This is a genomic window from Mycobacterium sp., from assembly GCF_052143115.1.
In the GTDB taxonomy this organism is placed as follows: domain Bacteria; phylum Actinomycetota; class Actinomycetes; order Mycobacteriales; family Mycobacteriaceae; genus Mycobacterium.
Genome location: NZ_JBKQTQ010000108.1, coordinates 65,617 through 92,080, shown reverse-complemented (window position 1 = coordinate 92,080; position 26,464 = coordinate 65,617). Strand labels below are relative to the sequence as shown.

At 64.1% G+C, this 26,464-nt stretch carries 23 protein-coding genes; 11 read left to right on the top strand and 12 right to left on the bottom strand.

Annotated elements, in window-relative coordinates; all coding sequences use genetic code 11:
- Positions 1 to 16 precede the first annotated feature (16 nt).
- The gene (gene htpG, locus ACLQI9_RS11440; protein ID WP_442375942.1) at positions 17 to 1,948 is read right to left on the bottom strand and encodes a molecular chaperone HtpG; all 1,932 of its coding nucleotides are present in this window, start codon (positions 1,946 to 1,948) and stop codon (positions 17 to 19) included.
- A gap of 46 nt (positions 1,949 to 1,994) precedes the next feature.
- Entirely contained in the window at positions 1,995 to 3,212 is a 1,218-nt protein-coding gene (locus ACLQI9_RS11435; protein ID WP_442375941.1) for a CaiB/BaiF CoA transferase family protein, read from the bottom strand.
- A gap of 235 nt (positions 3,213 to 3,447) precedes the next feature.
- On the opposite strand from ACLQI9_RS11435, the gene ACLQI9_RS11430 reads away from it, so the two are divergent.
- The 9 genes from ACLQI9_RS11430 to ACLQI9_RS11390 are packed head-to-tail and all read left to right on the top strand — an operon-like array spanning position 3,448 to position 12,444.
- The gene (locus tag ACLQI9_RS11430) at positions 3,448 to 4,311 is read left to right on the top strand and encodes a mycofactocin-coupled SDR family oxidoreductase (protein ID WP_442375940.1); all 864 of its coding nucleotides are present in this window, start codon (positions 3,448 to 3,450) and stop codon (positions 4,309 to 4,311) included.
- 46 nt (positions 4,312 to 4,357) lie between these two features.
- The gene (locus ACLQI9_RS11425) at positions 4,358 to 4,678 is read left to right on the top strand and encodes a hypothetical protein (RefSeq protein WP_442375939.1); all 321 of its coding nucleotides are present in this window, start codon (positions 4,358 to 4,360) and stop codon (positions 4,676 to 4,678) included.
- A 50-nt stretch (positions 4,679 to 4,728) separates the two neighbouring features.
- A complete protein-coding gene (locus ACLQI9_RS11420) occupies positions 4,729 to 5,667 on the top strand; it encodes a thiamine pyrophosphate-dependent dehydrogenase E1 component subunit alpha (RefSeq protein WP_442375960.1) in 939 nt (312 codons plus the stop codon).
- Positions 5,668 to 5,671: 4 nt separating this feature from the next.
- Positions 5,672 to 6,670, top strand: a complete 999-nt coding sequence (locus ACLQI9_RS11415) for an alpha-ketoacid dehydrogenase subunit beta (protein ID WP_442375938.1) — start codon at positions 5,672 to 5,674, stop codon at positions 6,668 to 6,670.
- The gene (locus tag ACLQI9_RS11410) at positions 6,663 to 6,899 is read left to right on the top strand and encodes a biotin/lipoyl-containing protein (protein ID WP_442375937.1); all 237 of its coding nucleotides are present in this window, start codon (positions 6,663 to 6,665) and stop codon (positions 6,897 to 6,899) included. The genes ACLQI9_RS11415 and ACLQI9_RS11410 overlap by 8 nt, the downstream gene beginning before the upstream one ends.
- 17 nt (positions 6,900 to 6,916) lie before the next feature.
- A complete protein-coding gene (locus ACLQI9_RS11405) occupies positions 6,917 to 7,789 on the top strand; it encodes an enoyl-CoA hydratase-related protein (protein ID WP_442375936.1) in 873 nt (290 codons plus the stop codon).
- A 17-nt stretch (positions 7,790 to 7,806) separates the two neighbouring features.
- On the top strand, positions 7,807 to 9,342 hold the full coding sequence (locus ACLQI9_RS11400) for an acyl-CoA synthetase (protein ID WP_442375935.1): 1,536 nt from the start codon (positions 7,807 to 7,809) through the stop codon (positions 9,340 to 9,342).
- Between the two features lie 22 nt (positions 9,343 to 9,364).
- The gene (locus tag ACLQI9_RS11395; protein WP_442375934.1) at positions 9,365 to 10,747 is read left to right on the top strand and encodes an aromatic ring-hydroxylating oxygenase subunit alpha; all 1,383 of its coding nucleotides are present in this window, start codon (positions 9,365 to 9,367) and stop codon (positions 10,745 to 10,747) included.
- Complete coding sequence (locus ACLQI9_RS11390; protein ID WP_442375933.1) at positions 10,744 to 12,444, top strand: FAD-binding protein; 1,701 nt, start codon at positions 10,744 to 10,746, stop codon at positions 12,442 to 12,444. The genes ACLQI9_RS11395 and ACLQI9_RS11390 overlap by 4 nt, the downstream gene beginning before the upstream one ends.
- Positions 12,445 to 12,510: 66 nt before the next feature.
- Here the strand turns inward: ACLQI9_RS11390 and ACLQI9_RS11385 are convergent, their stop codons facing one another.
- From ACLQI9_RS11385 to ACLQI9_RS11370, 4 genes are all read right to left on the bottom strand, one after another.
- Entirely contained in the window at positions 12,511 to 13,356 is an 846-nt protein-coding gene (locus ACLQI9_RS11385; protein WP_442384960.1) for an enoyl-CoA hydratase-related protein, read from the bottom strand.
- A 40-nt stretch (positions 13,357 to 13,396) separates the two neighbouring features.
- Positions 13,397 to 14,590, bottom strand: a complete 1,194-nt coding sequence (locus ACLQI9_RS11380) for an amidohydrolase family protein (protein WP_442384958.1) — start codon at positions 14,588 to 14,590, stop codon at positions 13,397 to 13,399.
- 90 nt (positions 14,591 to 14,680) lie between these two features.
- Positions 14,681 to 15,715, bottom strand: coding sequence for a hotdog fold thioesterase (locus tag ACLQI9_RS11375; protein ID WP_442384956.1), 1,035 nt, complete (start codon positions 15,713 to 15,715; stop codon positions 14,681 to 14,683).
- A gap of 149 nt (positions 15,716 to 15,864) precedes the next feature.
- The gene (locus ACLQI9_RS11370) at positions 15,865 to 17,370 is read right to left on the bottom strand and encodes an MFS transporter (protein ID WP_442384954.1); all 1,506 of its coding nucleotides are present in this window, start codon (positions 17,368 to 17,370) and stop codon (positions 15,865 to 15,867) included.
- Between the two features lie 500 nt (positions 17,371 to 17,870).
- Between ACLQI9_RS11370 and pstS the strand changes: the two genes are divergently transcribed.
- A complete protein-coding gene (pstS, locus tag ACLQI9_RS11365; protein ID WP_442384952.1) occupies positions 17,871 to 18,968 on the top strand; it encodes a phosphate ABC transporter substrate-binding protein PstS in 1,098 nt (365 codons plus the stop codon).
- Between the two features lie 14 nt (positions 18,969 to 18,982).
- Here pstS and ACLQI9_RS11360 read toward each other — a convergent pair whose 3' ends face one another.
- Genes ACLQI9_RS11360 through ACLQI9_RS11340 form a run of 5 tightly spaced genes read right to left on the bottom strand, consistent with a single transcriptional unit; the run spans position 18,983 to position 24,780 of the window.
- Positions 18,983 to 20,485: a class I adenylate-forming enzyme family protein gene (locus tag ACLQI9_RS11360; RefSeq protein ID WP_442384950.1), complete on the bottom strand. Its 1,503-nt coding sequence runs from the start codon at positions 20,483 to 20,485 to the stop codon at positions 18,983 to 18,985.
- Positions 20,482 to 21,426, bottom strand: a complete 945-nt coding sequence (locus ACLQI9_RS11355; RefSeq protein ID WP_442384948.1) for an acyl-CoA dehydrogenase family protein — start codon at positions 21,424 to 21,426, stop codon at positions 20,482 to 20,484. The genes ACLQI9_RS11360 and ACLQI9_RS11355 overlap by 4 nt, the downstream gene beginning before the upstream one ends.
- Positions 21,423 to 22,571 carry an acyl-CoA dehydrogenase family protein gene (locus ACLQI9_RS11350; protein WP_442384946.1) on the bottom strand — a complete coding sequence of 383 codons (1,149 nt, stop codon included), beginning with the start codon at positions 22,569 to 22,571 and terminating at the stop codon, positions 21,423 to 21,425. The genes ACLQI9_RS11355 and ACLQI9_RS11350 overlap by 4 nt, the downstream gene beginning before the upstream one ends.
- Positions 22,572 to 22,573: 2 nt before the next feature.
- Positions 22,574 to 23,692: an acyl-CoA dehydrogenase family protein gene (locus tag ACLQI9_RS11345; RefSeq protein WP_442384962.1), complete on the bottom strand. Its 1,119-nt coding sequence runs from the start codon at positions 23,690 to 23,692 to the stop codon at positions 22,574 to 22,576.
- Positions 23,692 to 24,780, bottom strand: a complete 1,089-nt coding sequence (locus ACLQI9_RS11340; RefSeq protein ID WP_442384944.1) for an acyl-CoA dehydrogenase family protein — start codon at positions 24,778 to 24,780, stop codon at positions 23,692 to 23,694. Before ACLQI9_RS11340 ends, ACLQI9_RS11345 begins: the two co-directional genes overlap by 1 nt.
- Positions 24,781 to 24,870: 90 nt before the next feature.
- Between ACLQI9_RS11340 and ACLQI9_RS11335 the strand changes: the two genes are divergently transcribed.
- A complete protein-coding gene (locus ACLQI9_RS11335) occupies positions 24,871 to 25,722 on the top strand; it encodes an LLM class flavin-dependent oxidoreductase (RefSeq protein WP_442384942.1) in 852 nt (283 codons plus the stop codon).
- Between the two features lie 10 nt (positions 25,723 to 25,732).
- Here ACLQI9_RS11335 and ACLQI9_RS11330 read toward each other — a convergent pair whose 3' ends face one another.
- Complete coding sequence (locus ACLQI9_RS11330; RefSeq protein WP_442384940.1) at positions 25,733 to 26,452, bottom strand: SDR family oxidoreductase; 720 nt, start codon at positions 26,450 to 26,452, stop codon at positions 25,733 to 25,735.
- Positions 26,453 to 26,464: the final 12 nt, after the last annotated feature.

Genomic DNA, 26,464 nt, shown 5'->3' with positions numbered 1-26,464 from the left:
TAGAGGCCAAGTGCGTCTATACCGTGCGGGCCAGCCGGTGCGCGAGCAACTCGGCGAACCGTGCCGGGTTTTCGGGTGTGTCACCCTCGGCGAGAAGTGCTGTGCCATAAAGCAACTCGGCGGTTTCAGCGACCGATGGGTCGTCGGCGCGGTCTTTGTGCGCCTGCTGCAGGCCGGTGATGAGCGGATGGTTCGGGTTGAGTTCCAGAGTCCGCTTCTCGACCGGAACGTCTTGGCCGGAAGCCCGGTACATGCGGGCGAGCGTCGGGGTGATGCCGAAGGCATCGGTGATCAGGCAGGCTGGCGACTCGGTCAGCCGGGTGGACAACCGCACTTCCTTGACGTGCTCGCTGAGGGTCTCCTTCAGCCAACCGAGCAGGTCGGCGAAATCCTTCTCCCGCTCCTTGCGCTCGGCGTCGTGGGCCGTCTTCTCTTCCTCGGTGTCGAGGTCCACCTCGCCCTTGGCCACCGACTGCAGTGGTTTGCCGTCGAACTCGGTCACCGACCCCAGCCAGATCTCGTCGACGGTGTCGGTGAGCAGCAGCACCTCGTAACCCTTGGCCTTGAATGCTTCCAGGTGCGGTGAGTTGAGGATCTGCTGACGCGACTCGCCGGTGGCGTAGAAGATCTGCTGCTGGCCGTCCTTCATCCGTTCCACGTAGTCGGCGAGAGTAGTGAGCTCTTCGTCGCTGTGCGTGGAGGCGAACGAGGAGATTTGCAGCAAGGTCTCCTGGTTGTCGAAGTCCCGCATCAGCCCTTCCTTGAGGACCTTGCCGAACTGGCCCCAGAACGTGCGGTAGTCCTCCGGTCGCTCAGACTGCAGATCCTTGATCGTCGAAAGGACCTTCTTGGTCAAACGGCGCCGGATCGCGTTGATCTGCCGATCCTGTTGCAGGATCTCGCGGGAAACGTTCAGTGACAGATCCTGTGCGTCGACGACGCCCTTGATGAACCGCAGATACCTGGGCATCAGCTCGGCGCAGTCGGCCATGATGAAGACGCGCTTGACGTACAAGTGGACACCGATGTCCGCGCCCGGTTCGTACAAGTCGAATGGGGCGTGCGACGGGATGAAGAGCAGGGCCTGGTACTCGAAGGTGCCCTCGGCCTTCATCGCGATGACCTCGAGCGGCTCATCCCAGGCGTGCGCGATGTGCTTGTAGAACTCCTTGTACTCTTCGTCCGAGACCTCGTCTTTGGGCCTGGCCCATAGCGCCTTCATCGAGTTGAGGGTCTCGGTCTCGATGGTGACGGTCTCTTCCCCGCCGTCTTCTGAAGCGGGGGTCCGTTTCTCGACCTCCATCCGGATGGGCCAGGCGATGAAGTCGGAGTACTTCTTGACCAGCGTCCTGATCTTCCACTCCGAGGTGTAGTCGTGGAGTGCGTCCTCTTTGTCTTCCGGCTTGAGATGCAAGGTGACCGACGTTCCCTGCGGAGCATCCTCGACCGAGGCGATGGTGTAGGTGCCGTCGCCGCTCGACTCCCACTTGGTCGCCTCGCTCTCGCCGGCCTTGTGCGTGAGCAGCTCGACCTTGTCGGCCACCATGAAGGTGGAATAGAAACCGATACCGAACTGACCGATCAGCTCCTCGGAAACGGCGGCGTTTTTAGCCTCGCGCAACTGCTGACGCAGCTCGGCGGTACCTGACTTGGCCAGGGTGCCGATCAAGTCGACGACCTCGGCGCGGGTCATGCCGATGCCGTTGTCGCGGACGGTGAGGGTCCGCGCGTCCTTGTCGACCTCGATGTCGATGTGCAGATCGGAGGTGTCGACCTCTAGGTCCTTGTTCCGGAACGCTTCAATCCGCAGCTTGTCCAGAGCATCGGAGGCGTTCGAGATCAGCTCCCGCAGAAATGAATCCTTCTCCGAGTAGACCGAGTGGACCATCAAGTCCAGCAGCTGTCGCGCCTCGGCTTGAAACTCCAGCTGTTCGACGCCCGCAGTCATGACTTCCCCTTTACGCCCTCCACAAGATTCACATTCGAGGGGCAGGCTACAGGATTGCTCCGCTGTCTTTGGCCTTGGCGATGTCGTCCCAGTCGAAGCCGAGCTCGAGCAGAATCTCCTCGGTGTGCTGCCCGTGTTCGGGCGCGCGTCCCGGGCCAGGTGGATTTTCATCGAATTGCACTGGTGCAGCGACCATTTCGTATTCGATGCCCTGGTCGTCGACATTGGTGATCAGGTAGCCGTTGGGTTTGCTCTGCGGGTCGTTGAGCGTCTCACGTGGGGTGGCCAGCGGCGCCCACACGCCGGGTTCATCGGCCAGTGCTTGCCGCCACTGCTCGAGGTCGTGCTCGGCGAACTTGTCGGCGAGCAGGGCGGTCGCTTCGGCGGCGTTGGCGACCAGATTCGACGACGGTACGAAGCGCTCGTCGGTGGCCAGCCCAGGCAATCCAATCCGCTGACAGAATCCGGCCCAGAACTTGTCCGGCTGGAGAAACACCATCTGGATCCACCGGTCGTCCTTGGTCTTGTACCGGTTGACCAGGGGGTTCATCGCCAACCCCGGTGGCGCTCCCGGTATGCCGTCGATGCCGAAGAGGTCGGCGACCGAAATCGACGGAGCGATGCTCCACATCGCCTGGGCCAGTAGCGACGAATCCACGATCGTCGGCTCGCCGGTGCGTTCGCGGTGGAACAGTGCTGCGCAGACGCCGCCAGCCAGGGTGATCCCGGCCTGCAGGTCGCCGAAGGCCGGGCCCTGCACGGCGGGATTTTCGGTGCCGAACGGTGTGAGCGTGTACGCGACTCCGCCGCGAGCCAAATAGGTGGCGGCGTCAAAACCGCCCCGGTTGCGGTCGGGGCCTCGCACACCCAACCCCGTTCCGCGCGCGATGATGATGTTCGGGTTGAACGCGCGGATGTCGTCGACCGTCAGGCGCGCCCGCTCCAGCGCCGCCGGGAGCCAGTTGGTGAGCAATACGTCCGCTGCGGCCAGCAGTCGCCCGAAGAATTCTCGACCGGTCTCATTCTTGAGATCTAATGCGATGCTTCGCTTTCCGCGGTTGCTCAGCTCGAGGATGAAGTCGGTGTCGGCACGCGCCGCTTGCCGGGTGAACCCTCCGACGACGAGCGCCCGGCCGGGATCACCGACGATGCTCTCCACCTTGATGACCTCTGCGCCCCAGTCCGCCAGAGCGACACCGGCAGCAGGAACATACGTCCACGAAGCCAGCTCGACGACCCGGACGCCACTGAGCACGCCTGACATTTGCCCACTCTTTTCGGTGTCTTTTCTATTTTAGGTAGTATAGATACTATAGGTATTCGTCAGCCTGAACTGCAACGACGCAGCGTCGTGGAAGAGATGCGATGGAGTCGAACGCTCGTCCGGTCCCACCTGTTGGCCGGGTCGGCGCACCTGTCGGTCATCTGGCGCATGGCACCAATAAGCCTGGGCTTCAACCTGATTCGTTCTCGTCGAAGGCGCTGAGAAAGGACCGGTGATGGGCAGAGTGACGGGCAAGGTAGCGGTGGTCAGCGGGGCCGCGCGCGGTCAGGGCCGCTCCCATGCCCGAATGCTCGCCGCCGAGGGCGCCGACATCATCGCGGTGGACTTGTGCGCCGACATCGAAACCAACGAGTACCCGCTGGCCCGACCGGAGGACCTCGACGAAACGGCCCGGCTCGTCGAGAAGGAGGGGCAGCGCGCCTACACCGAGATCGCCGACGTTCGCGACCGCGCCGCCCTATCCGCGGCTATCGAGCGGGGCGTCGCCGAGTTGGGTCATCTTGACGTCGTGGTCGCCAACGCAGGCATCTGTCCGCTCACCGCGGGCCTGCCGCCGCAAGCCTTCGCCGACGCGGTGGACGTCGATCTGGTCGGCGTGCTCAACCTCGTGCATACCAGCCTCAAACACCTGCACGCCGGCGCCTCGATCATCGTAATCGGATCCAACGCGGCATTCATGTCGTCGATGAACACCACCGGCATCGACGGCGGCCCCGGCGGAGCTGGATATGCGTTTGCGAAAATAGCTGCCGCGCACTATGTCAACGACTTCGCGCTGGCGCTGGCCAAGTTCTCCATCCGGATGAATGCAGTGCACCCGACGAACGTCAACACCGACATGCTGCACAGTGCGCCGATGTACCGGGCCTTCCGGCCCGACCTGAAGAATCCGACTCGTGAAGACGCCGAACCGGTTTTCCCGCTAGTCCAGGCGATGCCGATTCCCTACGTCGAACCCGAGGACATCAGCGAGGCCGTGCTGTTTCTGGCCTCCGATGCCGCCCGCTACATCACCGGCCAGCAGCTCCGGGTCGACGCCGGAGGATTTCTCAAGGTGAAGCCATGGGCTGGCGCTTAAGGCACGGTCAATCAAACTGCACCCCAACCGAAGTGGAGAGGTGAGCATGCCCAAAGGGTTCATCTACCTGGAGTCGATGCCGGTGTCGCCGGACCGTGTGGAGGACTATCACAAGTGGTATAACGACACGCATCTTGCGGAGATCTGTTCCGTGGACGGCATCGTCTCCGCCCGTCGGTTCGCGCCCACCGACGGAAAGGGGCCATTCATCGCAATTTACGAGCTTGACTGCGACGACCTCGACTCGGTGGTCCAACGGCTGGGGGAGCTTGGTGCCAGCGGCAAAATGTCGTCGCTGGAGCTGCTCAACATGGAGACGCCGCCAATTCCCAAGGTCTATCGGCAGATCGGCTCCTACACAAAGTGACTCGCGCCGCAGAGGTCGCTCCAGAGATCCAGAAGCGCATCTATGCGCTGATGGTGCTGATGAAGGCGGCCGACGACCGGCTCTCGAAGGGCATCGGGACCGGCGAGTTTATGTGCGTGTACTGGCCGTCGCGCGGGCAGGAGGCGATCGCCGCCGCGATGGGCGATTCGCTGCGACCCGACGACCAGCTGGTCACGACTTACCGTGGGCTGCACGATCTGATCGGCAAGGGCGTGCCGCTGGAGGAGATCTACGGCGAGATGATGGGCCGTACCGTCGGTGCCAGCCGCGGCAAGGGCGGCACCATGCATATCGCCAAACCCGATAAGGGCGTGATGCTCTCGACCGGGATCGTCGGAGCCGGGCCACCGGTGGCGGTCGGTCTGGCGATGGCCGCCAAGCGCAAGGGACTCGACCGCGTCACGGTGGTCAGCTTCGGTGACGGCGCCACCAACACCGGCTCATTCCACGAAGCGGCCAACATGGCCGCACTGTGGGATCTGCCGGTCGTCTTCGTGTGCCAGAACAATCTCTATGCCGAAATGACGCCGACCGCCGACACCATGAAGCTCGAACACGTCGCCGACCGGGCGGCCGGCTACGGCATGCCCGGCGTACGCGTCGACGGCAACGATCCGCTGGCCGTCAAGGCCGCGCTCGATGAAGCACTGCAGCGGGCGCGCAACGGCGATGGCCCCACCTTCATCGAAGGTGTGACATTCCGCTTTCGTGGCCACTATTTCGGTGACCGGATGCCGTATATCCCCAAAGATCAGCTGGCCGCGGCGATGGCTGCCGATCCGGTGCCGCGATTCCGCGACCACCTCGCCGAAGCCGGCATCTGCGGTGCGGACGAGCTCGACAGCATCGAGAACGAGGCTGCAGCGACGGTGGAGTCCGCGCTGAAAACCGTGATGAGCGCGGACTCCCCATCCATCGATGAACTCGACCGCGACGTGTACGCGGCCCCGATCAAGTTTCCGGTGTGAGGACATGCAAGAAAGAGAAATGACGATGCGCGAGGCGCTGAACCTTGCGCTGGATCAGGCGATGCAGGCCGACGACCGGGTGTTTCTGCTCGGTGAGGATATCGCCGATCCCGGGGCGTCCGGCCCGACCGCAGGGCTGTCGACGAAGTACGGGCACGACCGGGTGTTGGACACACCGATCTCGGAAGCCGCGATCGCCGGTGCGGCGATCGGGGCTGCGATCGACGGGCTGCTGCCGGTGGCCGAGATCATGATCATGGATTTCATCGGCATCGCTGCCGACCAGCTGATCAACAACGCCGCCAAGCTGCGATTCATGACGGCCGGGCGTACCACCGCGCCAATCACCATCCGTACTCAGGTGTATGCGGGTCTGGCCACCGGCGCCACGCATTCGCAGAGTCTGGAGGCCTGGTTCATGCACATCCCGGGGATGAAGGTGATCGTGCCCTCCACCCCACGCGACGGCAAAGGCCTGCTGACCACGGCGATCTTCGACGAGGACCCCTGCCTGTTCGTCGAAACCATTCGTCTGCAGAGCAAAAAGGGACCCGTTCCCGTCGAACCCGGGTTCTCAATTCCGCTCGGCCAGGCCGACATCAAGCGAGCGGGCACCGACGTCAGCGTGATCAGCTACGGTCGCAGCGTTCACGAAGCCCTCGCGGCCGCCGCCACATTGGCCGACCAGGGTGTGAGCGCGGAGGTCGTCGATCTACGTACTCTCGTTCCCCTCGACGTCGAGACGATCGTCGAATCTGCCCGCCGTACCAAAAGAGCCGTGATCGTCCACGACGCAGTCCAATTCGCCGGGCCAGGAGCAGAGATCGCCGCGATCCTGCAGTCCGAACTGTTCGGCGAACTGGCCGCACCCGTCGAGCGGGTGGGTGCCAGGTTCGTCCCCAACCCGGCTGCGGCCGCACTCGAGGCGCACGTCTACCCGTCGGCAGCAGGCATCGTCAACGCCGCACGGCGCACCCTCCAGACGGCTAAAGCCCATGGGTGACTTCGTCATTCGTATCCCGCGGGTATCAGTCGCCGTCTCGGAGGCCGAGCTCACCGACTTGCTGGTCGACGCCGGGGAGCATGTCGAAGAGGGCACACCGATCTACGTGATTGCCACCGAGAAGGTGGAACAGGAAATCGAAGCCGGCGCCGCGGGCACCGTGCAATGGACAGGCGAGGTCGGAACCACCTACGACATCGGCGCCGAAATCGGTGTCATTACGTCATAACGAAAGGGTAAGCGCATATGGATCTCAACGAGACCCGCGAGAGAATCATCTACCAAAAAGAAGGGGCCATCGCGAAGGTAACGCTGAATTGGCCCGAGAAGGCCAACGCCCAGGACCAGAAGTTGGCCGAAGAAGTCGACGCCGCGCTGCTGGACGCCGACCGCGACTACGACATCAAGGTTTTGATCCTGAAGGCCAACGGCAAGGGCTTCTGCTCGGGGCATGCGATCGGCAACAACGCGGTCGACTACCCGGAATTCGTCAAGGGCGCACAGGTCATGGGCACGCCCTGGAAACCGCAGACCGACCTGTTCGTCAAGCCGATCCTGAACCTGTGGGAGTTCTCCAAGCCGACCATCGCGCAGGTGCACGGTTACTGCGTCGGCGGGGGAACCCACTACGGGCTGACTACCGACATCGTCATCGCGTCGGAGGATGCGTACTTCTCCTACCCGCCGCTGCAGGGTTTCGGCATGCCGTCGGGTGAATGCTCGATCGAGCCATGGGTTTTCATGAACTGGCGGCGCGCTGCCTACTACCTGTACCTCGCCGAGGTCATCGACGCCAAGAAGGCATTAGAGGTCGGGTTGGTCAACGAGGTCGTTCCGCGCGACCAATTGGACGCGCGTGTTGAGGCCATCGCCCGTCACATCGCTCAGGCGCCGATGACCACGCTGCTGGCCACCAAGGCCAACCTCAAACGGGCCTGGGAGCTGATGGGCATGCGGGTGCACTGGCAGAGTTCCAACGACCTGGTGGCGCTCGCCTCGGTCAGTAAGGACGTGCAGCAGTTGATTCAACAGGTATTCAAGGACAAGGTGTTGCCGTCCGAACAAGCCCGACGCCAGGCCGCCGCAGCCGCATCGACCGACGGCGCGACGGCCACTTAACCCTTCGAGGTCTGCTGGTGAATATCGTCGATCACGCGATCACAGCCGCAGAGTCGCCGGCCCTGATCATCGCGGACGGCGACACGATCTCGTTCGGCGAGCTGCATTCCCGCAGCCAACGGGTCGCCGCGGTGCTGCACAGTGCCGGGTTACGTCGCGGCGACGGCGTCGCTCTGGTTCTGCCGAACCGGCCGGAGTTCTTTGAAATCACTTGGGGATGCCAGCTTTCCGGGCTTTACTACACCGCCGTCAACACCCACTTCACGCCCGACGAAGTCGCCTACGTCATTGACGATTCCGACGCGAAGGCGGTATTCGTCGACGCGTCGATGGGCGATCTGGCGGCGCATCTGCGCAGCGCCAATTCTGCCGTCGACGTCCACATCGCGGTCGGGGGCAATGTGGCCGGCTGGCAATCCTACGACGACGCCGTGGCGACTGCCGGTGAAGCGCCGCCGGTGTCGGACGGGTCGGAGATGCTGTACTCGTCGGGCACCACCGGACGGCCCAAGGCCGTTCGCCGGTCGCTTCCGACCGACGGCAACGGCTCGTGGGCCCAGTCCGTTCTGGAGATGGCGCTGATTCACAAGTACGGCATGAGCTCCGCCAGCGTGTATCTGTCGTCGGCGCCGCTGTACCACGCCGCCGGGGTGAACTACACGATGGCCGTCAACCGCGTTGGTGCCGCCGCAATCATCATGCGGAAGTTCGACGCCGAAGCCGTGCTGCGCTTGATCGAAACCCACCGCGTCACCCACGCCCAGTTCGTGCCGACGATGTTCGTGCGGATGCTCAAGCTGCCCAAGGCCGTCCGGGAGAAATATGACGTTTCAAGCCTGAAATGTGTAATCCATGCGGCCGCCCCGTGCCCGGTGGACGTCAAGCACCAGATGATGACCTGGTTTGGCCCCATCATCCACGAATATTACGGTGGGACTGAGGGATTCGCGGGCACCACGATCGGGCCCGAGGAGTGGCTTGCCCATCCGGGTTCGGTGGGCATACCGATGAGCCCGGTGCACGTGGTCGACGAGGACGGCCAGGAACTTCCCGCCGGGGAGTCCGGCGAGCTTTACTTTGAAGGTGGACCCGACTTCGAGTACTTCAAAGACCCCGCCAAGACCGCGTCGGTGTACAACGACCGCGGGTGGCGCTCGCTGGGCGATATGGGTTACGTCGACGACGACCGGTACCTGTATCTCACCGACCGATCGACGTTCATGATCGTCTCCGGCGGGGTGAACATCTATCCCCAGGAGGCGGAGAACCTACTGGTGATGCACCCCAAGCTCGTCGACGCAGCGGTGTTTGGCGTCCCCAACGACGAGTTCGGTGAGGAGGTCAAGGCCGTCGTGCAACCGGTCGACGGCGTCGCACCCGGGCCCGATCTGGAGGTCGAGCTCATCGAATACTGCCGAACACATCTCGCGGGCTATAAGTGTCCGCGCACAGTTGAATTCGACCCGGAGTTGCCGCGGGACCCGAACGGAAAGCTCTATAAGAGGCGTATCCGCGAACGTTACTGGCAAGGCCGGGCATCACGGATCGTATGAGCTGACACAAGGGGATACTGAGATGGCTGTAGAGATAGGCAAGCTGCGATCCGAGGTGAACTGGGAACCCCTTCCGGTGCCGTGGGCGGTGCAGACCGCCGATCGGATTCCCAAGCAGCGGTACTACGACGCGGACTTCTACGCGCTGGAGAACGAGATGTTCTGGCCGCGCGTGTGGCAGATGGCATGCCGGCTCGAGGAGATCCCCAAGCCGGGCGATTTCGTGGAGTACGAGATCCTCGACGAGTCGATCATCGTGGTGCGGGTAGACAGCCAGAACGTCCGGGCATACCACAATGCGTGCCGGCACCGCGGGGTAAAGCTGGTGGAAGGCAACGGAAATCGACGGACATTCGTCTGCCCGTTCCACGGCTGGTGCTGGGGCATCGACGGACGCAACACGTTTGTGTTGCGACCCGAAGTCTTCGCCGAAGAGAATCTGTGTCCGGATGACGTGCAACTCGTCTCGGTCAGGTGCGAGCTCTGGGGTGGATGCGCGTGGATCAACCTCGACAACAACGCCCCTTCGCTACGTGACTGCACGGAGCCGTTTGCGTCGATCTATGACGCCTGGAAGGTGGAATCGCTGCGCGTCGAGTGGTGGCAATCGTGTCGGCTACCGGTGAATTGGAAATTGGCGACGGCGGCGTTCATGGAGGGCTACCATGTCCCGCAAACCCACCCCCAGCTGCTGCCGTCCGCGCAGTCCGGCAGTCCGTCCGCAGCGGTGCATCCGGTGGTTGCGAGCAGCCTGTACTTCATGCACACCCTGGGCGACGGCATGGGAGGCATGACGCACGAGAACGACATCCGCATCGCCGAGGGTCTGCAGAACATCGATCTGCCATCCGATCCGGCCGAGGCGATGACCGCCTGGCGCAGCGCCGTCAACGATGCCGTCGTCAGCTGGCATCGGGCGCGGGGCAGCGACATGCCCGACCTCAACGACCTTGTCCGCCGGGGGATCACCGACGCGATCGGATTCTGCTTCCCCCACCACTTCATCCTGCCCACCTACAGCAGCGCCTCGTCGTATCGGATCCGGCCGTTGGGACCGGAGGAAACCCTCTTCGAGATCTGGTCGCTCACCCGTTTCCCTTCAGACCTGTCCGCGGGAAAGCCCACACCGCCGGAGCCGATGGCGCCGGACGACCCGCGCTGGCCGCCGATCCCCGCCCAGGACTTCTCCAACTTGCCACGGCAGCAAAAAGGGCTGCATTCCAAGGGATTTGAATACATGCGGCTGTCAGACCAGATCGAAGGGCTGATCTCGAACTTTGAACGCGTCGTCGACGGCTTCCTCGCCGGCTTGCCCTACGACACGCTGGTACCGGCGATCCAGAAAACCAACACCACCATCGATGTGCCGATCGTCGATCTCGGCTTCAGCTCGGAGGCGCGATGACCACCCAATGGGACCACTCCGTCGACCTGCTCGTTGCGGGAAGTGGTGGTGGCGGGATGGTGGCCGGGCTCGCTGCGCTCGACTGCGGGCTCGAGCCGCTGATCGTCGAAAAGCAAGCGCTGGTAGGCGGGTCCACGGGACTGTCCGGCGGGATCGTGTGGCTGCCCAACAACCCGCTGATGCGGGCCGATGGAATAGCGGACTCGCACGAAGACGGGCTTGCCTACCTGGCCGACGTCGTCGGCGACATCGGTGCACCGTCGTCGCCGCAGCGCCGTGAAATGTTCCTGACCGCGGGCTACGAGATGATCAATTTCCTGATCCGCAAAGGCGTCCAGCTCATCCGCTGCGCAGGCTGGAGCGATTACTACCCAAACCATAAGGGCGGCAACGAAGCTGGCCGCGCGGTGGAGGGAATTCCGTTCGATGCCGCCGAGCTGGGCAGCTGGAGTGACAAGGTGCAGCCGCCGCTGGCCAAGAACTACGGGTACGCAGTGCTGACCAACGAGCTTCGTTCCGTTCAGTATTTCAACCGTGCGCCCCGCGCCTTCGCCGTGGCCACCCGGGTTTTCCTGCGCACCGCGGCGGCCCGGATCCGCCGGCGCCAGATCCTCACCAACGGCGCCTCGCTCATCGGTCAGATGCTCAAAGCGCTGATGGATCTCGGCGACGGCCAGCCACCGCTATGGATAAACGCCGCGATGAACGACCTCATCGTCGAAGACGGCCGAGTGGTCGGTGCGCGCATCGTCCGCGACGGCAACCCGCTGAATGTCGAGGCACGCAAGGGAGTCCTGCTGGCCGCCGGGGGGTTCGGGCACAACGCCGAGATGCGGCGGCGTTACAGCGGCGACCAACCCAACGAGGCCAAGTGGTCGATCGCCAACGCGGGTGATACCGGCGAGGTGCTGCAAACCGCGATGCGACTGGGCGCAAAGACCGATCTGCTGGACGAAGCGTGGTGGCTGCCTTCGATTTTCATTGCCAACGGCGGGGCTGCCGCCGCGTCGTTGGGCTCGGGACGTCAGCGGCCCGGCGCCATCTACGTGGATTCGACGGGCAGGAGGTTCTGCAACGAGTCGAACTCCTACGTGGAGGTCGGCAAGGCGATGTACGCCAACAAGGCGGTGCCCTGCTGGATGATCTTCGACGACGGATATGTGCGCAGATACGTCACCAGTGTCAACCTGCTGAAGCGCAACCAGCGGCTGCCGTCCGAGCTGATCGAGTCGGGTGCGGTCAAACGTGCCGAGAGCATCGAAGACCTGGCACGCCAGATCGACCTTCCCGCAGACGAACTGACGCGCACGATCCAGCGCTTCAATCAGTTTGCCGTCAAGGGCCTGGATCCCGACTTCGGCCGGGGACAGTCGGCTTACAACGACTGCCTTGGTGATCCGGGGTATCGGCCGAACGCCGCCGTCGGCCCGCTTCACCGGGCGCCGTTCTACGCGACGAGGGTGCTTCCGGCCGATGTCGGGACATGCGGCGGTGTGATCACCAACGAGTACGCACAGGTTCTCGATGAGCAGGACCAGGTGATCGACGGCCTGTACGCCACCGGCAACACCACCGCGACAGTGATGGGCCGAACCTATCCGGGCGCCGGCGCGAGCATCGCCAGCTCGATGGTGTTCGGTTATGTCGCCGCGCGGCACGCGGCAGGGCGCAGGCTCGCGGGCGAGAGGAGCCGCTGACCCGGGCGAGAAGACACACAAGCCCCGCACGCCTCGGCGTGTCGGGGGCTTTTGTGTCTGCTCGCGCTAGCTGTCGTCCGCGGCTTCGTCGCGGTCGACGAAATCCCTTGGCTTCAAGCCCGATTGCATGAGTTCGGCCCGTCGTGCCTGAACGTCAGAAGCCGCGCCGACCATGTTGGTCAAGATGTGGCTCACCTGAAGATGCACCCGCATTCCCATCAATTCCCAGGCCCGTTTGACGCTGTTCTTCACCGCCATCAACGTGGTCAACGGGATCCGGGCGATCTTGCGCGCCATCTCCTCGACGACATCCTCGAGATCCTCCCGCGGAACCACCTTGTTGAGCAGCCCCCAATCAAGCGCCTCCTGCGCCGACAGCGTCGGCGCCAGCAGCAGCCAGTCCATGGTGCGGTGCCAGTTCATCAGCAGCCACGGCTCGATCATGGTGTGCCCGCCGGGCTCGCCGAGACTCTGGGCAAGCGGCATCTGAAAATAGGCGTCCTCGGACGCCACACAGAAGTCGGTCAGCAGGCCCAGATAGATGCCACCACCCATGCAATAGCCGTGAATCTGCGAGATCGTCGGCTTCGGGAACTCCCACAGATACAACGTCGGCCACAAAAACAGGTCGGCGGTGCCCTTGTAGAGATCCTCGAAGGTGTCCCCGAAGTCCGGGTACGGATTCTCGTCGGGACCCCACCGGGCCACGTGCCCGCCGCAGAAGCCGTTGCCGTTGGCCTTGAGGATCACCACTTTGATCTCGCGGTCGCGGTCGGCCTCGTGCAGGCAGTCGTCGACTTCCCGCACCAGCGTCGCGTCTTTGGTGTTGGCCTTGTCGGCGCGGTTGAGGATGATCCGCGCAATTGGCGGGTCACGTTCGTAGATAACCGCTTCGAGGGTGCGCTGCTCCATGTCGGCGACCCTATTACGGCAACGGGTAGGTGATAGGCGGTTACGCGTTGACCGGCTTGGAGACCTTCATCAGCTTCATCAGGTTGCCGCCCATGATCTTGGCGACATCCTCCTCACCGAAGTCGGCGAGCTCGTCGACGAAGGTGATCGGGTCCTTCAGGCCCTCGGGATGCGGCCAGTCCGATCCGAACATCACCCGGTCGGTGCCCACCATGTTGACGATCTCGGTGAACCGGTCCTCCCAGAACGGTGTGATGTAGACGCAGCGCTTGAACGCCTCGACCGGATCCTCGCTGAACGACTGCGGCATCTTCTTGTAAACGCCCTTGAGGCCCTTGAACAGGTCTGGCACCCAGTCGGCGCCGTTCTCGATCGACAGGATCCGCAGCTCCGGGTTGCGCGACAGCGCCCCGTGGCACACCAGCGCACCCATCGCGTCCAAGATCGGCCGATGGCCCATCGCGAAGCTGCGGAACGCCGTCGGCTTGAACGGCAGGAACTCTTCGCCAGGCTCCCACACGTTTGCGAACTCGGAGTAACCACTGTCCGAGGCGTGCATCGAGACCGGGATCTCGGCCTTGATGCAGGCCTGCCAGAACGGGTCGAATTCCTCGAGGCCGAACGACCGGCTCCCGCGGTACCCGGGCACCGGCGCCGGGCGGACCAGCACGGTGCGGGCGCCGCGCTCCAGGCACCATTCGAGCTCTTCCAGCGCGCGCTCGACGATGGGCAGGGTGATCACCGGGGTGGCGAAGATGCGCTCTTGGTAGTTAAACGTCCAGGTCTCGTGCATCCACTCGTTGAGTGCGTGGATGACGTCGTGGGTCATCTCCGGGTCGTCTTTCATCCGCTCTTCGACCAGGCTGGCCAGGGTGGGGAACATCAGCGCGTAGTCGATGCCGAGTTCGTCCATGACCTCCAGCCGCGGGCCCGGTTCGCGGAACGCGGGGATGGCCTTCATCGGCTCGCCCAGGATCTCGCGGTAGGTCTTGCCTTGCGCGCCGTTGCGGAAGTAGTCCTCCTGGGCGCCCGGCTTGGCGACCTTCTCGAACGTCGGGTTGGGGATGTATTCGCTGATGTGGCCGCGCACCACGATCTTGGTCCGGCCGCGCACCTGCACGTAGTCGATGACGTTCTTGCGCTTGTCCGGCAAGAACTTGGTCAGCGCTTCTTGCGGCTCGTACATGTGGTTGTCGGCGTCAAACACCGGAAAGGAAAGCTCGCGAGACGGCATGGCGATCTCCTTGCAGAAGTCTGGATTCTCAGCGGGTGGTAATGACGTTACCACCTCTGCGCAACAAGCTGTAATCGGGTTGGGGCCGGGTCAGGCGCGCGGCCAGTCGGGAAGCTTCGGGGTCGCCCCGTTGATGACGGCGAAGTTGACGGTTGCCGTCGCGAGGAGTGCCTCGTCGCCGTCGCCGTCGCCGTAGACATCGATCTGCATCACCATCGCGCGCCGGCCGCTGCGCAGCATCCGCGGCACCGCGAACGCCGAGCCTTGACGGATCGGTCGCAGGTAGCGGATGAACAGGTCGGCGGTCGTCATCGTGGTGTCCGGCTGCAGATATTCCAGCCCGAACTGTCCGCCCGCGACGTCGACGAGCGTGGCGACCAGTCCACCCTGCAGGGCGCCGGAAGTGTTGACCACCTGGGGGCTCACCGGCATCGTCATCGCGAATTCGCCATCGCGAGCGCCTGGCCGCATTCCGATCTGGCTGAACAACTCGCTGAGTGTCGGCGGCGCCAACTGCACGCCGTCGTCTGTGTCCAGGGCGCGGATGCAGAAGTCATACAGGTGGGCCGCATCGATTGGCGCACCGGTCAATTCGGCTCCCAGCCAATGCAATCGGAGGGCGCCCAAAATGGTCTGCATGACGATCGCCGCGGCGGGCCCGACGTCAAGGTTGGCTCGGAAAACTCCCTCGGTGATGCCGCGCTGCACGACGTCGCGAATCAGCTCGTGCAGCGGGGAGAGCACCCGGGCATAGTCACGTGGCCGGCTTTCGGCCAGATGTTGGTTGTAGAGATTCATCGCCCGATTCAGGCTGTCCTGGGTGCTCGACTTAGGCTCGGCGCTGATCCGGTCGATGATCAGTTTGATCGCACCGGTGCTGTCCAGCCCGGTGGTCTCGGCGCGCCAGGCCTGCGCCGACTGCGCCATCGTCCTCTCCAATAGGGCGATCAGCAATTCGTCCTTGCTGCTGAAGTGCTGGTAGAAGGCGCGCAATGACGTTTTGGAGCGGGCGACGACTTCTTGCACGGTGAAGTCGGTACGCCCGGTCTCGCCGAGGATCTCGACCGCGGTCTTGATGAAGCGGGCATCACGGGTCGTCGGTTCGGCGTCGTCGTCCGGGGCCATCCCGCCTCCTCTGTCGCGCTGATCACGCTGTGAGAATGAGGTTACCGTGGTTTGGCGGGGAACGGTGACAACGGGTGGGGGTATGGCTGCGGGGTCGTTGCCTAACAGCCCACGCGACACGACGCGGCCGTCGTCATCGAGCTAGAAAATCATGCTTTGGCCGGGCTGGTCTCCTCAGCACCGACGTCCTCCAGGTTCACTCCAGCGGTCTCGATCCGGAACAAGTAGGTCACGATGGCTCCCAGCAGGAAGCACGCGACGAGACCCCATAGCAGCGCCGTTGTGCCGATGGTCTTGAGCAGGATGGGAAACAGGAACGCCGTCAGCACCGCCCCGATCTTGGCGAAGGACGCGGCGAAGCCGGCGCCCTTACCCCGGACCTCGGTAGGGAAGACCTCGCCGGCAAGCAGATAGGTCATGGCGTTCGGCCCGAAGTTGACCATGAAGTAGAACAGCGTGAAACCGAGGAAGAGCAACCACATGACGTTGCTGCCGTCCGGGCGGATGGACAGCCCGGCCAGGAGCAGACCCACCGCGGCGCCGATGAAGCCAATGATCTGCAACCTGATACGCCCGGCTCTGTCCACCAGGAGGATGGCGACGATGATGCCCAAGACGAAGAGCACGTCCATCATGGCCGAGCCCTTGGCACCCAGAATGTCGTTGTGGATGGTGTCCGACAGCCCGTGCGACTTCGACTCCTTGCCGATGACGGCGCCCAGAATCGTCGGTGTGAAGATACCGATGCCGTAGACGCCCAGGTCCTGCAGGAACCACGGAACCGAGGCCAGAATCGTCGCGCGACGGTTTCTCTTCTTGAACAGCGCCAGGTAGCTCCCGCTGCCTTCGGCGGCTTTGTGCGTGTGGACCAGGTGTCCCAGCGACACGGTCTTGGGGTACTGCGGGTTGCGCTTGAGCAATTGGGAGGTGGCCTTCTCCCCGTGCTCGATCCGGCCCTTCGACACCAGCCAGTGCGGGCTCTCCGTGACGAACAAGCGCCCGATGACGACAAGGATCGCCGGAACGATCGCCGCCGCGTACATCATCCGCCAGGCGTTCAAGTTCGGGTTGGCATACAGGATGCCGAAGCCCAGCGCTGTGCCGAAGAACGCTCCGACGGCCTGGAACGCGAAGGCGCTCAGCACCAGCCGGCCCCGCATCGAGGTCGCAATGCTCTCCGAGATCACCATGTGCGCGGTCGGGTAGTCACAGCCCAGTGCGATACCGGCCCCGAACAGACAGATGACCAGCGTGATGAAGTTCGGGGCGAACGTCAGACCCACCAAGAACACGGCGAAGATAATCATCTCCACGATGAACATCGATTTGCGTCCGTAGCTGTCCGCCAAACCACCGAGGGCCGTCGCACCGACCAGGATGCCCGCCAGGGAGGCCGCGGTAACCATGCCTTTCTCGGCCGCATTCAAGTGGAATTGGATCGAGATCAGCGGCAGGGCGACGCCGGTCATGAACACGACCATGCCCTCGAAGAACTTGCCCGCGCAGGCCAGCGCCCAGATTCGGAACTGCATGGCGGTCATCGGCATCGACTTCAATGCGGTGCCGTCAGACCACTGCGGCAGCTCGTCGATGTATTCCTGCACCGTCTTTCCAGTGACCTTCGGTGCCTGCGATTTGTCGAGCGTGTCGGTCATGTCATCTCTCCCAGAGTTGTCGCCATCGACCTCGCCTGCCTGACGCTGCACGTGCTGGAGTGCACCGTGATTTCGCTGGCGTACACAACCCACTGACCAGCGTCAACCCCGCAGACGCTAAGTCAGATAACTGAACGGCCGCTAACGGCGGGATGAATTCGGCAAACTGTGGTGATCTCTGAACACAGTCCGCAAGAATGCTGTGAGAACGTAGTGGGTTCAGGTAGGTCAAATGCACGTCAGCGCCCTTGAGCAGCCGCGAATTCCATACCCCTCGGGGTTATTGACGCCGACGCGGATGGCAAACCATCGACCTCGACGATTGCTTCACCTGTTGTTCGCTTGTGGATTGATTCGATTTCGATATTGGTGACGTTTAATGCTCGCTGACGTGCTCGACCCGACGCGCGACGCTGAGTGGTGCACAACGTGGCATTTTTGGCCCGGGAAACGGGCAGCCGATGTGTGGCTAATCGGTTGTTTTCGAGGAGGCAAACATCATGAAGCACAACGGATCCCGGGCCGCGGCCGGCCTGCTCATCGCGGGCAGTCTCGCACTCTCGGCATGTACACAACTCGATACGCCGCCGACGTACGCCAAGGGCGTCAAGGTCGACTGCGGGGGCAAGCAGGACCTCACCGGCAGCGGTTCGACCGCTCAGGCCAATGCGATGACCCATTTCATCACGAGCTACGAGGAATCGTGCTCAGGCAAGCAGCTCACCTACACGGCCAGCGGCTCGGGAGCCGGCGTCCAGGACTTTGTTGCCGCCAAGACCGATTTCGGCGGCTCGGACTCACCGTTGAACGGTGATGAGTACGGCGCCGCCAAGCAGCGCTGCGGCGGGACCGACGCGTGGAACCTGCCCGCGGTCTTCGGTCCGATAGCGATCACCTTCAACGTCAAAACGACCGACGTCCTCACACTCGACGGGCCCACGCTCGCCAAGATTTTCAGCGGCGCCATCACCCGCTGGGACGACCCGGCCATCACCGCGCTGAACGGAACCATGCCCGCCGAGGAGATCCACGTCATCTACCGCAGTGACGCATCCGGAACCTCCGACAACTTCCAGCAGTACCTGCAGGCCGCCTCCGGCGGCGCCTGGACCAAGGGCGCCGGCAAAGTATTCAACGGAGGCGTGGGAACTTCCGCCCAAGGCAACGAGGGGACCTCGGAGGCCGTCAAGAAAACGGAGGGCGCTATTAGCTACAACGAATGGTCGTACGCCATGAAACAGAACCTCGATGTGGCAGGAATCAAGACTGCGGGCGGAGTCGTTCACATCGGCAACGACTGGGTCGGCAAGACCATCTCGGACGTCACCATCAAAGGCCAGGGCCATGATCCCAATGACCTTGTGCTCGACCTCTCGAAGGTCTATGCCACCGCTACGCCTGGCGCCTACCCGATCCTGCTGGCCAGCTACGAAATCGTTTGTTCCAAATACCCTGATGCCGAGGTCGGTAAGGCCGTGAAGGCGTTCATGCAATCGACCATCACCGACGGACAGCAAGGCCTCACCCCGCTCGGCTACATCCCATTGCCGTCCGATTTCCAGACCAAGGTTGCCGCCGCCGTCAACAGCATCAGCTGAGATCGTGCCCGCCGTTAGCCGCCGCGGGCCTCGATCATCGCCGAGCGGTTCACTTTCGTCGCCGCGGTGCGGGGGATCTCGTCGACGAACTCCACGGTCTTGGGAACCTTGTACGCGGCCAGTCGAGTCTTCGCGTAGGTGATGACCTGTTGCTCGGTCAGCGGCGTCGCGGGGTCGGCGAGTTGCACCACTGCGTGCACCCGGCGCCCCCACGCCGGATCGGCGAGCCCGATGACGACGACGTCGGCGATGTCGTCGTGTCCGGCCAGCGCGCATTCCACCTCCGCGGGAAAGACATTCGCGCCCCCGGTGATGATCATGTCGCTGCGACGGTCGGCGATGTAGAGGTATCCGTCGGCGTCCAGGTGCCCGATGTCACCGGCGGTCCGAAACCCGTCAGCCGTCGACGGCAACAGCGGCGCCCCGCCCAGATACCGATACCCGGCGCTCATCGGCGAGCGTAAATACACCTCACCGAGCTCACCGGGCGCCAGTGGCCGGCCCTGTGGATCCAGGATCCGCACTTCGGTGTCGCGGAAGCCACGGCCGACGCTGCCCGGATGAGCCAGCCACTCGTCGCCACGTAATGCGGTGATCCCCAAGCCTTCGGTCATCCCGTAGGCCATCACGACTTGCTCCGGGCTGAGCAGATCGAACCAGGTGTGCAGCAGCGCTTGCGGCATCACCGCGGCGCCTTGCAAGATCCACGCGATGCTGGAGAAATCCCGTTGGTGAATGTCGGGAAGAGCCGCGATGCGCGAGAGCATCGTCGGCGTGGCGGTGAAGTTGGTGATCCGATACCGTTCGATCGCGTCGACAACGGTTGCCGCATCGAACTTTTCCAGCACTATCAGTTGGTCGCCGCCCAATAGGTATGTGAGCGGCGAAAAACCGTTGGTGTGATACATCGGAGCGGGCACCAGGATGGTCTGCGGCTGGGCCGTCGGCGCCCAGGCAGCCAAGAACGGGAAGGATGACTCCGGCGTCCAGACCCCTTGCGCAAGAGTCAGAATGACCTTGGGTAGCCCGGTCGAGCCGCTACTGCATATTCCATTGGCGTTCGGGGACACTACCTCTGGAAGCGATTCGTCGGACTGTTCGGCAGCGTCCGACGCCAACGTGTGGCGATGTTGCTCGTCGACGACGACGGACGGGTCGATCACCGCCAGCACCCGGGATCGCTCCCACTCTGGTAGGTCCCAGCGCATCGGAACTGGAACGGCGCCGATCTTCCAGCAGCCCAGTGCAGCCAGCACCAGGTGTTCGGAATTGGGAATTCCAAGCGCAACAAGCGAACCGAATTTCGCGCCGTCAGCCGCCAGGGCCCGTCCCCATTGATTAGCCCGGGCGTCGAGCTGCGCGAAAGTCAGCTCATGCGCGGTTCGATCCGGCGCCAGGATGACTAATGCCAGCTCCTCGCCGCGTTGTTGGGCGAGATCCTGCAGTCGGGTCCCGAACGGAACCCCGTCGTCCTGTTGGCCGGGAGCCTCCTCGTCCGCGAGTGTTCCGGTGCTCACACCGGCTCCGCGGCGATCGGTTCGCTGAACAATGTCTCCAGATGACCACTACCAACGTCGGGTATCAGGCGCAGCGCGAGCATCTCGCTACTGACGGGCAGCCGGATCAGCGGCTGGGTGTGCCTGTCCAGGACGCTGACATCGGACTCGTCGCAAAAGCCCAGCGCGCCGAGCAACTGGTGCGCGGTGCGCAGCACCTGACGCGCGGTGTCAGCGGCCTTGAGCCGGAGTACCAGCGCGTCTGCCGAACGCACCTGTGCCGCAGTAGATTCCGTTCTACTGATGGTGAACTTGGCGAGTTCGAAAAGTCCGCGCACGGCGACCGATGCGTCGGCGATGGTGAACCGGACGGCCTGAAATTCGGCCAGCGGCTTGCCGAACTGCATTCGCGCGGTGACGTGCTGCCGGGTGATCTCCAATGCCTGTTGCAGTGCGCCCAGAATCCGCCAAGACCCCAGCGTCAGGTGCGTATCGACGTCGGCCGCCGGGACGGTGCCGTCGGGCCCAGTTAGAGTGGCCGGAACCAGGAACGGCCCCAGCTTGGCGCTGGTTCGTGACGACGGCTGAACGTGGTAGCGCGTGCCGTCGAGGTCGACGGCAATCCAGTCGCCGGCCAGGTCGCCGTGATCGATGCGCGGCGCTTCGGGATTCACCAGGGCGAGCCGGGCCCCGTCGATCGCGAGCAGCTCCTCGACGAGCGGATAGGGCAGGGCCGTTGTCCCGGCGGCCTGGCAGAGCACCGCGGCCGCCAGCAGATCCTCGGAGGACGATCTGACGTCGAGGTCCAATGCGCCGAGGTCGGCCAGCGCGGACCGCGCTTCGTCGCGGAGGTGTTCCTCGGTCTCCGCGCGCAGCGCCGCCTGCGGACCGCCGAATCGAGCGAACCTTTTGGCGGCGACGGCAGCGAACTCGGTGATGTCTTCTGGCAGAGCGGTATTCACCCGTGATCCCCCAAAGCTTCCCGTGCGACCAGCATCCGCTGTACTTCGATGGTTCCCGACGCGACGGTGGCGGCCTGGGCATAACGCCAGTGGTCTTCAACCGCCCCGTGTAGTCGCGCGGAGGTGCCGCTGTCCAGTGCCGAAGGGCCAAGCACGTCGAACAGCAGCTCGGCGACCTGTTGGTCGCAGGTGGTCGTCGCGATGCGGGCGGCGCTGGCTGCCGCGCCCGCCGACGGGTCGTGCTGTAGCGACACCGCGCGATAGGCCAGCAGCCGGGCGACTCGGAGGTCGATCAGTGCCCGCACCCAGCGGGCCCGGATCGACTCGGGTAAGCGGTCCCAGTCATCGCCGAGTTCGGTCTGCATCCGGTCCAGCAGCGACTCACACCGCGCGTACCGGGCGATCCCGACCCGTTCGAAGGCGAGTGCTTCGCGCATCACCCGCCATCCGTCGCCGACCTCGCCGAGGACCTCATCGGCGAACACCTCAACGCCGTCGAGGAATACCTCGTTGAGATGGTGCGGTCCCAGCATCGAGCGGATTGGCCGCACGGTGATACCGGGCCGGTCCATGGGGACCAGGAACAGGCTGAGGCGCTTGGGTTTCGGAGCGCCCGGGTCGGTGCACGCCGCCAGCACACACCAGGACGCCATCTGCGCATACGACGTCCAGACCTTTTGGCCGGTCACGCGCCAACCATCGCCATCGGGAACCGCGCGGGTGCGCAGCGACGCGAGATCGGTTCCGGCTTCCGGCTCGGAAAATCCCTGACACCAGATCACTTCTCCGCTCGCGATGGCGGACAAGTGTCGGGCCTTCTGCTCAGCGGTACCGTAACGCATGAGCGCGGGCCCGACCCAGTTGATACCCATGTACTGCGCACCACGGGGTTCATGGTGGGCCCACATCTCCTCGCGCAGTACGGTCTGCTGCCATATCGAACCGCCGCCGCCACCATGCTCTTTCGGCCAGGCTAGGGCCAGTAGTCCGTCGGATGCCAACAGCTTGCAGAAGGACTCGGTGGTGGCGAGGTCTCGCGGGTCGTCGGTGCAGGCGCCCAAAAAACCTTCCGGTATATGTGCGGAGATCGACTCCCGCAATCGCTTTCTGAGTTCGACAGCGTCGGCACCGAGGTCGTAATCCATAATCATCCCTTCGGCAGTCCGAGCAGCCGCTCGGCGATGATGTTGCGTTGGACCTCGGAGGTTCCGCCGTAGATGGTCGCCGCCAACGCGTCCTGACGTTCGAACAGCAGTTCTGCATCGTAGATCGAGCCAGGACCGGCGGCCGCGGCGGAGAGCTCCCAAACTCGCTGCAGCGTAACCGAACCGAGCAATTTCAGAATGTCGGCTTCCGGGCTTGGCCGGTCCGCGAGTTCGTTATAGAGCGCGCGGTATCCGGTTGCCCGCAGCGCTTCGGCGTCGGCGAGTAGCGAGCCGAGCTCGGTGAAGACCTCACCCGAGGCGTAGTCGTCGTGCGCGGTCTCGAATCCCCGGACGGAGTCGAGTCCGCGCTGGATCTCAACCCAGTTCATGATCCAAATCATTTGGCGCTCATGGTTCAGTGACGACAACGCAACCTGCCAACCGCCGTTGCAGGGTCCCAGCAGGTTGGCCACCGGCACCTCGACGTCGTCGAGAATGACTTCGCAGAACGTCTCGTCGGAGATCGACGCCATCCGGATGGGTTCGATTTTCACCCCGGGGGATTCGAGATCGAGGATCAGGCAGGAAATGCCGCGGTGTTTCGGTGCGTCGGGATCGGTGCGGGCGTACAGCGTGCACCACCGGGAGAGGTGTGCCTGGGTGGTCCAGATCTTCCTGCCCTTGACCCGGAAAAAGTCGCCGTCGCGCACAGCACGGGTGCGCAGGCCGGCGAAGTCGGATCCGGCTTCCGGCTCCGACATGCCGAGCGCCCACCACTCGTCGCCGCGCAGCAGCGGGACCAGTAGACGGTCGATCTGCTCGGCGGTGCCGAACTGGCGGATCTCCGGCGCGGCCACATTGGGGCCGGCGATGTTGGGCAGCTTGGGTGCCGATCGCATCGCCCCCTCGAGCCGGATCTCCATAGCATCCCGCAAGCCCAACGATCGACCGCCGTGCTCACGTGGCCAGGTCGGCTGCAACCACCCCGCCTCGAACGCGGCACGCTGATAGCCACGCCGAAGCCCGAGGTCCCAGCGATAGTCGCGATAACGGTCGTAGTAGTCGTCCGGCAGGAAGTCCGTCAGCCACGCCGAGAACTCGCCCACCACGCTCGAGGACATCATGCGGCGCCCCCCGCGAAGCGCCGACCAATTGCGTAGTAGAGCGCTCGGCTGTCTCCCAGCGTCGAGGCACCTTGCCACGCGTGCCGCAGATACAAGTGCATGTCATGCTCCCAGGTCTGCGCCAAAGCGCCGTGGACCTGAACCGCGGTGCGGGCGCATCCGACCGCCGCCTCCGATGCCGCCGCTTTCGCAAGCGCCGCAGCGGTCCAGCCGACCGAGGACGGGGTCGTGGGGTCGTCGAGGCGCGCTGCCGCTGCGTAGGTGAGGCTGCGGGCGCGCTCCAGGGCGACGTAGTTGTCGGCCAATGCGTGCTTGATCCCCTGGAAGGCGCCGATCGGCTTGCCGAACTGGTGCCGTGATTTCGCGTGCTCGACCGAGCGGGCCAGCGCGGCGTCGGCCACTCCGACCAGATCGGCGGCCACCGCGATCAGGGGTGTCGCCAGCGCCGATTCCACATTGACCGGCGCGGTGACGACGGGTTCCGTGTCGATTTCGACGTCGGCGACCGGCTGTGCTGGATCCGTGCACTCCACGGCTTTCACGGCCGCGCCGTCGCCGACGCGGACGACGGCGGCGACCGGCCCGTCAGCTGACGAGGCCAAGGTGACGATCAGCTCCGCCCGGGGCAGGCCGGTCACCGCGACCGCACGCCCGTGCAGGCGTCCGCGCTGCAGCGTCATCGGCACACCCGGCAGCCGACAACCGGGCGGGTGAGCGGCCAACGCGGCCACCACACCGCCGCCGACGTCAGCCAGCACGTCGGCAACCGCGGGACCGGCGACCCGCAGGACACCTGCCGCCAGACCGATGCTGGACAGCAATGGAATGGGGGCGATGGCCGCACCGCATTCCTCGAGAACAACGGCGAGATCGATGCGACCGAAGGAGTCACTGGAATCATCGCCGCCGTCGGCGGGCAAGGCGAGTTCGGTCCAGCCAAGGTTGACGACCGTCTTCCACACGGTGCGCCAGTGTTCCGGGTCGGTAATCGCCTGCCGGGCGACTCCGGGCGGGCATTCGGTGCGCAAGACGTCACGCACGCTGTCACGCAGCGCCAGCTGACCGGAGTTCAGTCCGACATCCATAAGGCCCCTAACATAGTAAAAATAGTAAACTAGCGCGACGCACGTCAATCGGTGCGGCGTCTGCCGGACGGCTCCGTATGGTGGTCAGCTATGGCTGACTGGTATCTGTTCCTGCCGCAAGTGAGGCTGCCGGTCGCCGACATCGTCGAGCGATCGCGTCACGCCGAAGCCAGCGGGTTCAGCGGAGTGGCGTTCATCGACCACCTCGAGGCTCCAGGGCTGCGGGATGAAAGCATTTGGGAGGCAATGAGCATCGCGACTTGGGTAGCCGCGAAGACCGAGCGGTTGCGAATCGGTCATTTGGTGCTCTGCGACGCGTTTCGCCATCCGGCAGTACTGGCCAAACAGGCGGTCACCTTGTCTGAGGCCTCGGACGGCAGGTTCGAGCTCGGCCTCGGCTCCGGCTCATGGCCTGCTGAGTTCGCCAGATTCGATGTCGGCCACGAAGATCCGATAGCCCGCGGTGAGCAACTCGAGCGGCATCTGGGCCTGATCATGCAGTATTGGGGGCGCGACGAGGCGCCGGACCGCAGGCAATTGCCACTGCCCCAACACCGGATACCGCTGATCCTCGGCGGCACCGGGCGCCGGATGATGGAACTTGTTCGCAGATATGCGGATTGGTGGAACATACCGGCCAACCATCTCGATCGGCTGGCGCGGTTGGCCCCCGCCACCGGGTCCGCTCGGGTGTCGGTTCAGCAGATGGTGGGCTTCGTTCGCAAGGACAGCGACCCCAACGCCGTGCGAGAGGTGAGCACCCGGCGGTTCGGCAATCTCGGCTCCGGACTGGTATGCGGAGACGCCGACGAGTTGATCGGACATTTCACCGGCCTGGCTAACCAGGGCGTCGAGCGGTTCTATGTCTGGTTCGCCGATTTCGCCGTCCCGGAATCGCTACACGAATTCGGCGAAACGGTGATCAAAGCCTTCCCGGGATAAGCCCGCCCGCTTATCGGTGCTGTGCCGCCCGCCGGCGAGCCTCGGTGGGCACAACGGGCTCGCGGGCAAAGGGCCCTCGCCGCACCGCGTGCAGCCGGATCTCCGGCAGGTCGACCGACGGGTCCACGGTGTCAAGCCACGCCACGGCTTGGGCGACATCAGACACCTGAATCGTGTTCATCTCGAACGGAACATCCTGCAGCATCTCGGTTTCCACCGGTCCCGGCGTCACGATATGCACCGCGATGCCGTCTCGGTCGACTTCGAGTGCCAGCGCCCGGGCGAATGCGTTCATCCCTGCCTTGGACGCCGAGTATGCGGTCCGCGCCATCATCGGCTCGTGCGCCGCGGAGGACGAGATGAACACCAGCCGTGACCCGGCCCGCATGCGCGGCAGCACGGCCGCGGTGACTACGAAGCAGGAATCCAGGTTCGCCGAGATGATCGTCTGCCATTGCTCAAAAGTCTGCTTGCGTGCGTAGGTCCCACCGAGCGTTCCGGCGGCGTGTACCACCAAATCGATTGTCTCCAAGGGGCTGATCGCTTGCGCAAAGCCGACGGGATCAGAGGCATCGGCAGCGATAAAACGTGCCCCGATCTCGTCGGCGGCCGCTCGTAACGGGCCCTCACGTCGGGCCGACAACACGACGTCGTAACCCAGTTCGCACAGTTTGCCCGCGCAGGCCTTGCCGATTCCGCCACTGCCGCCGGTGACCAGCGCGGTTCGCACGCTCGTCCGCGA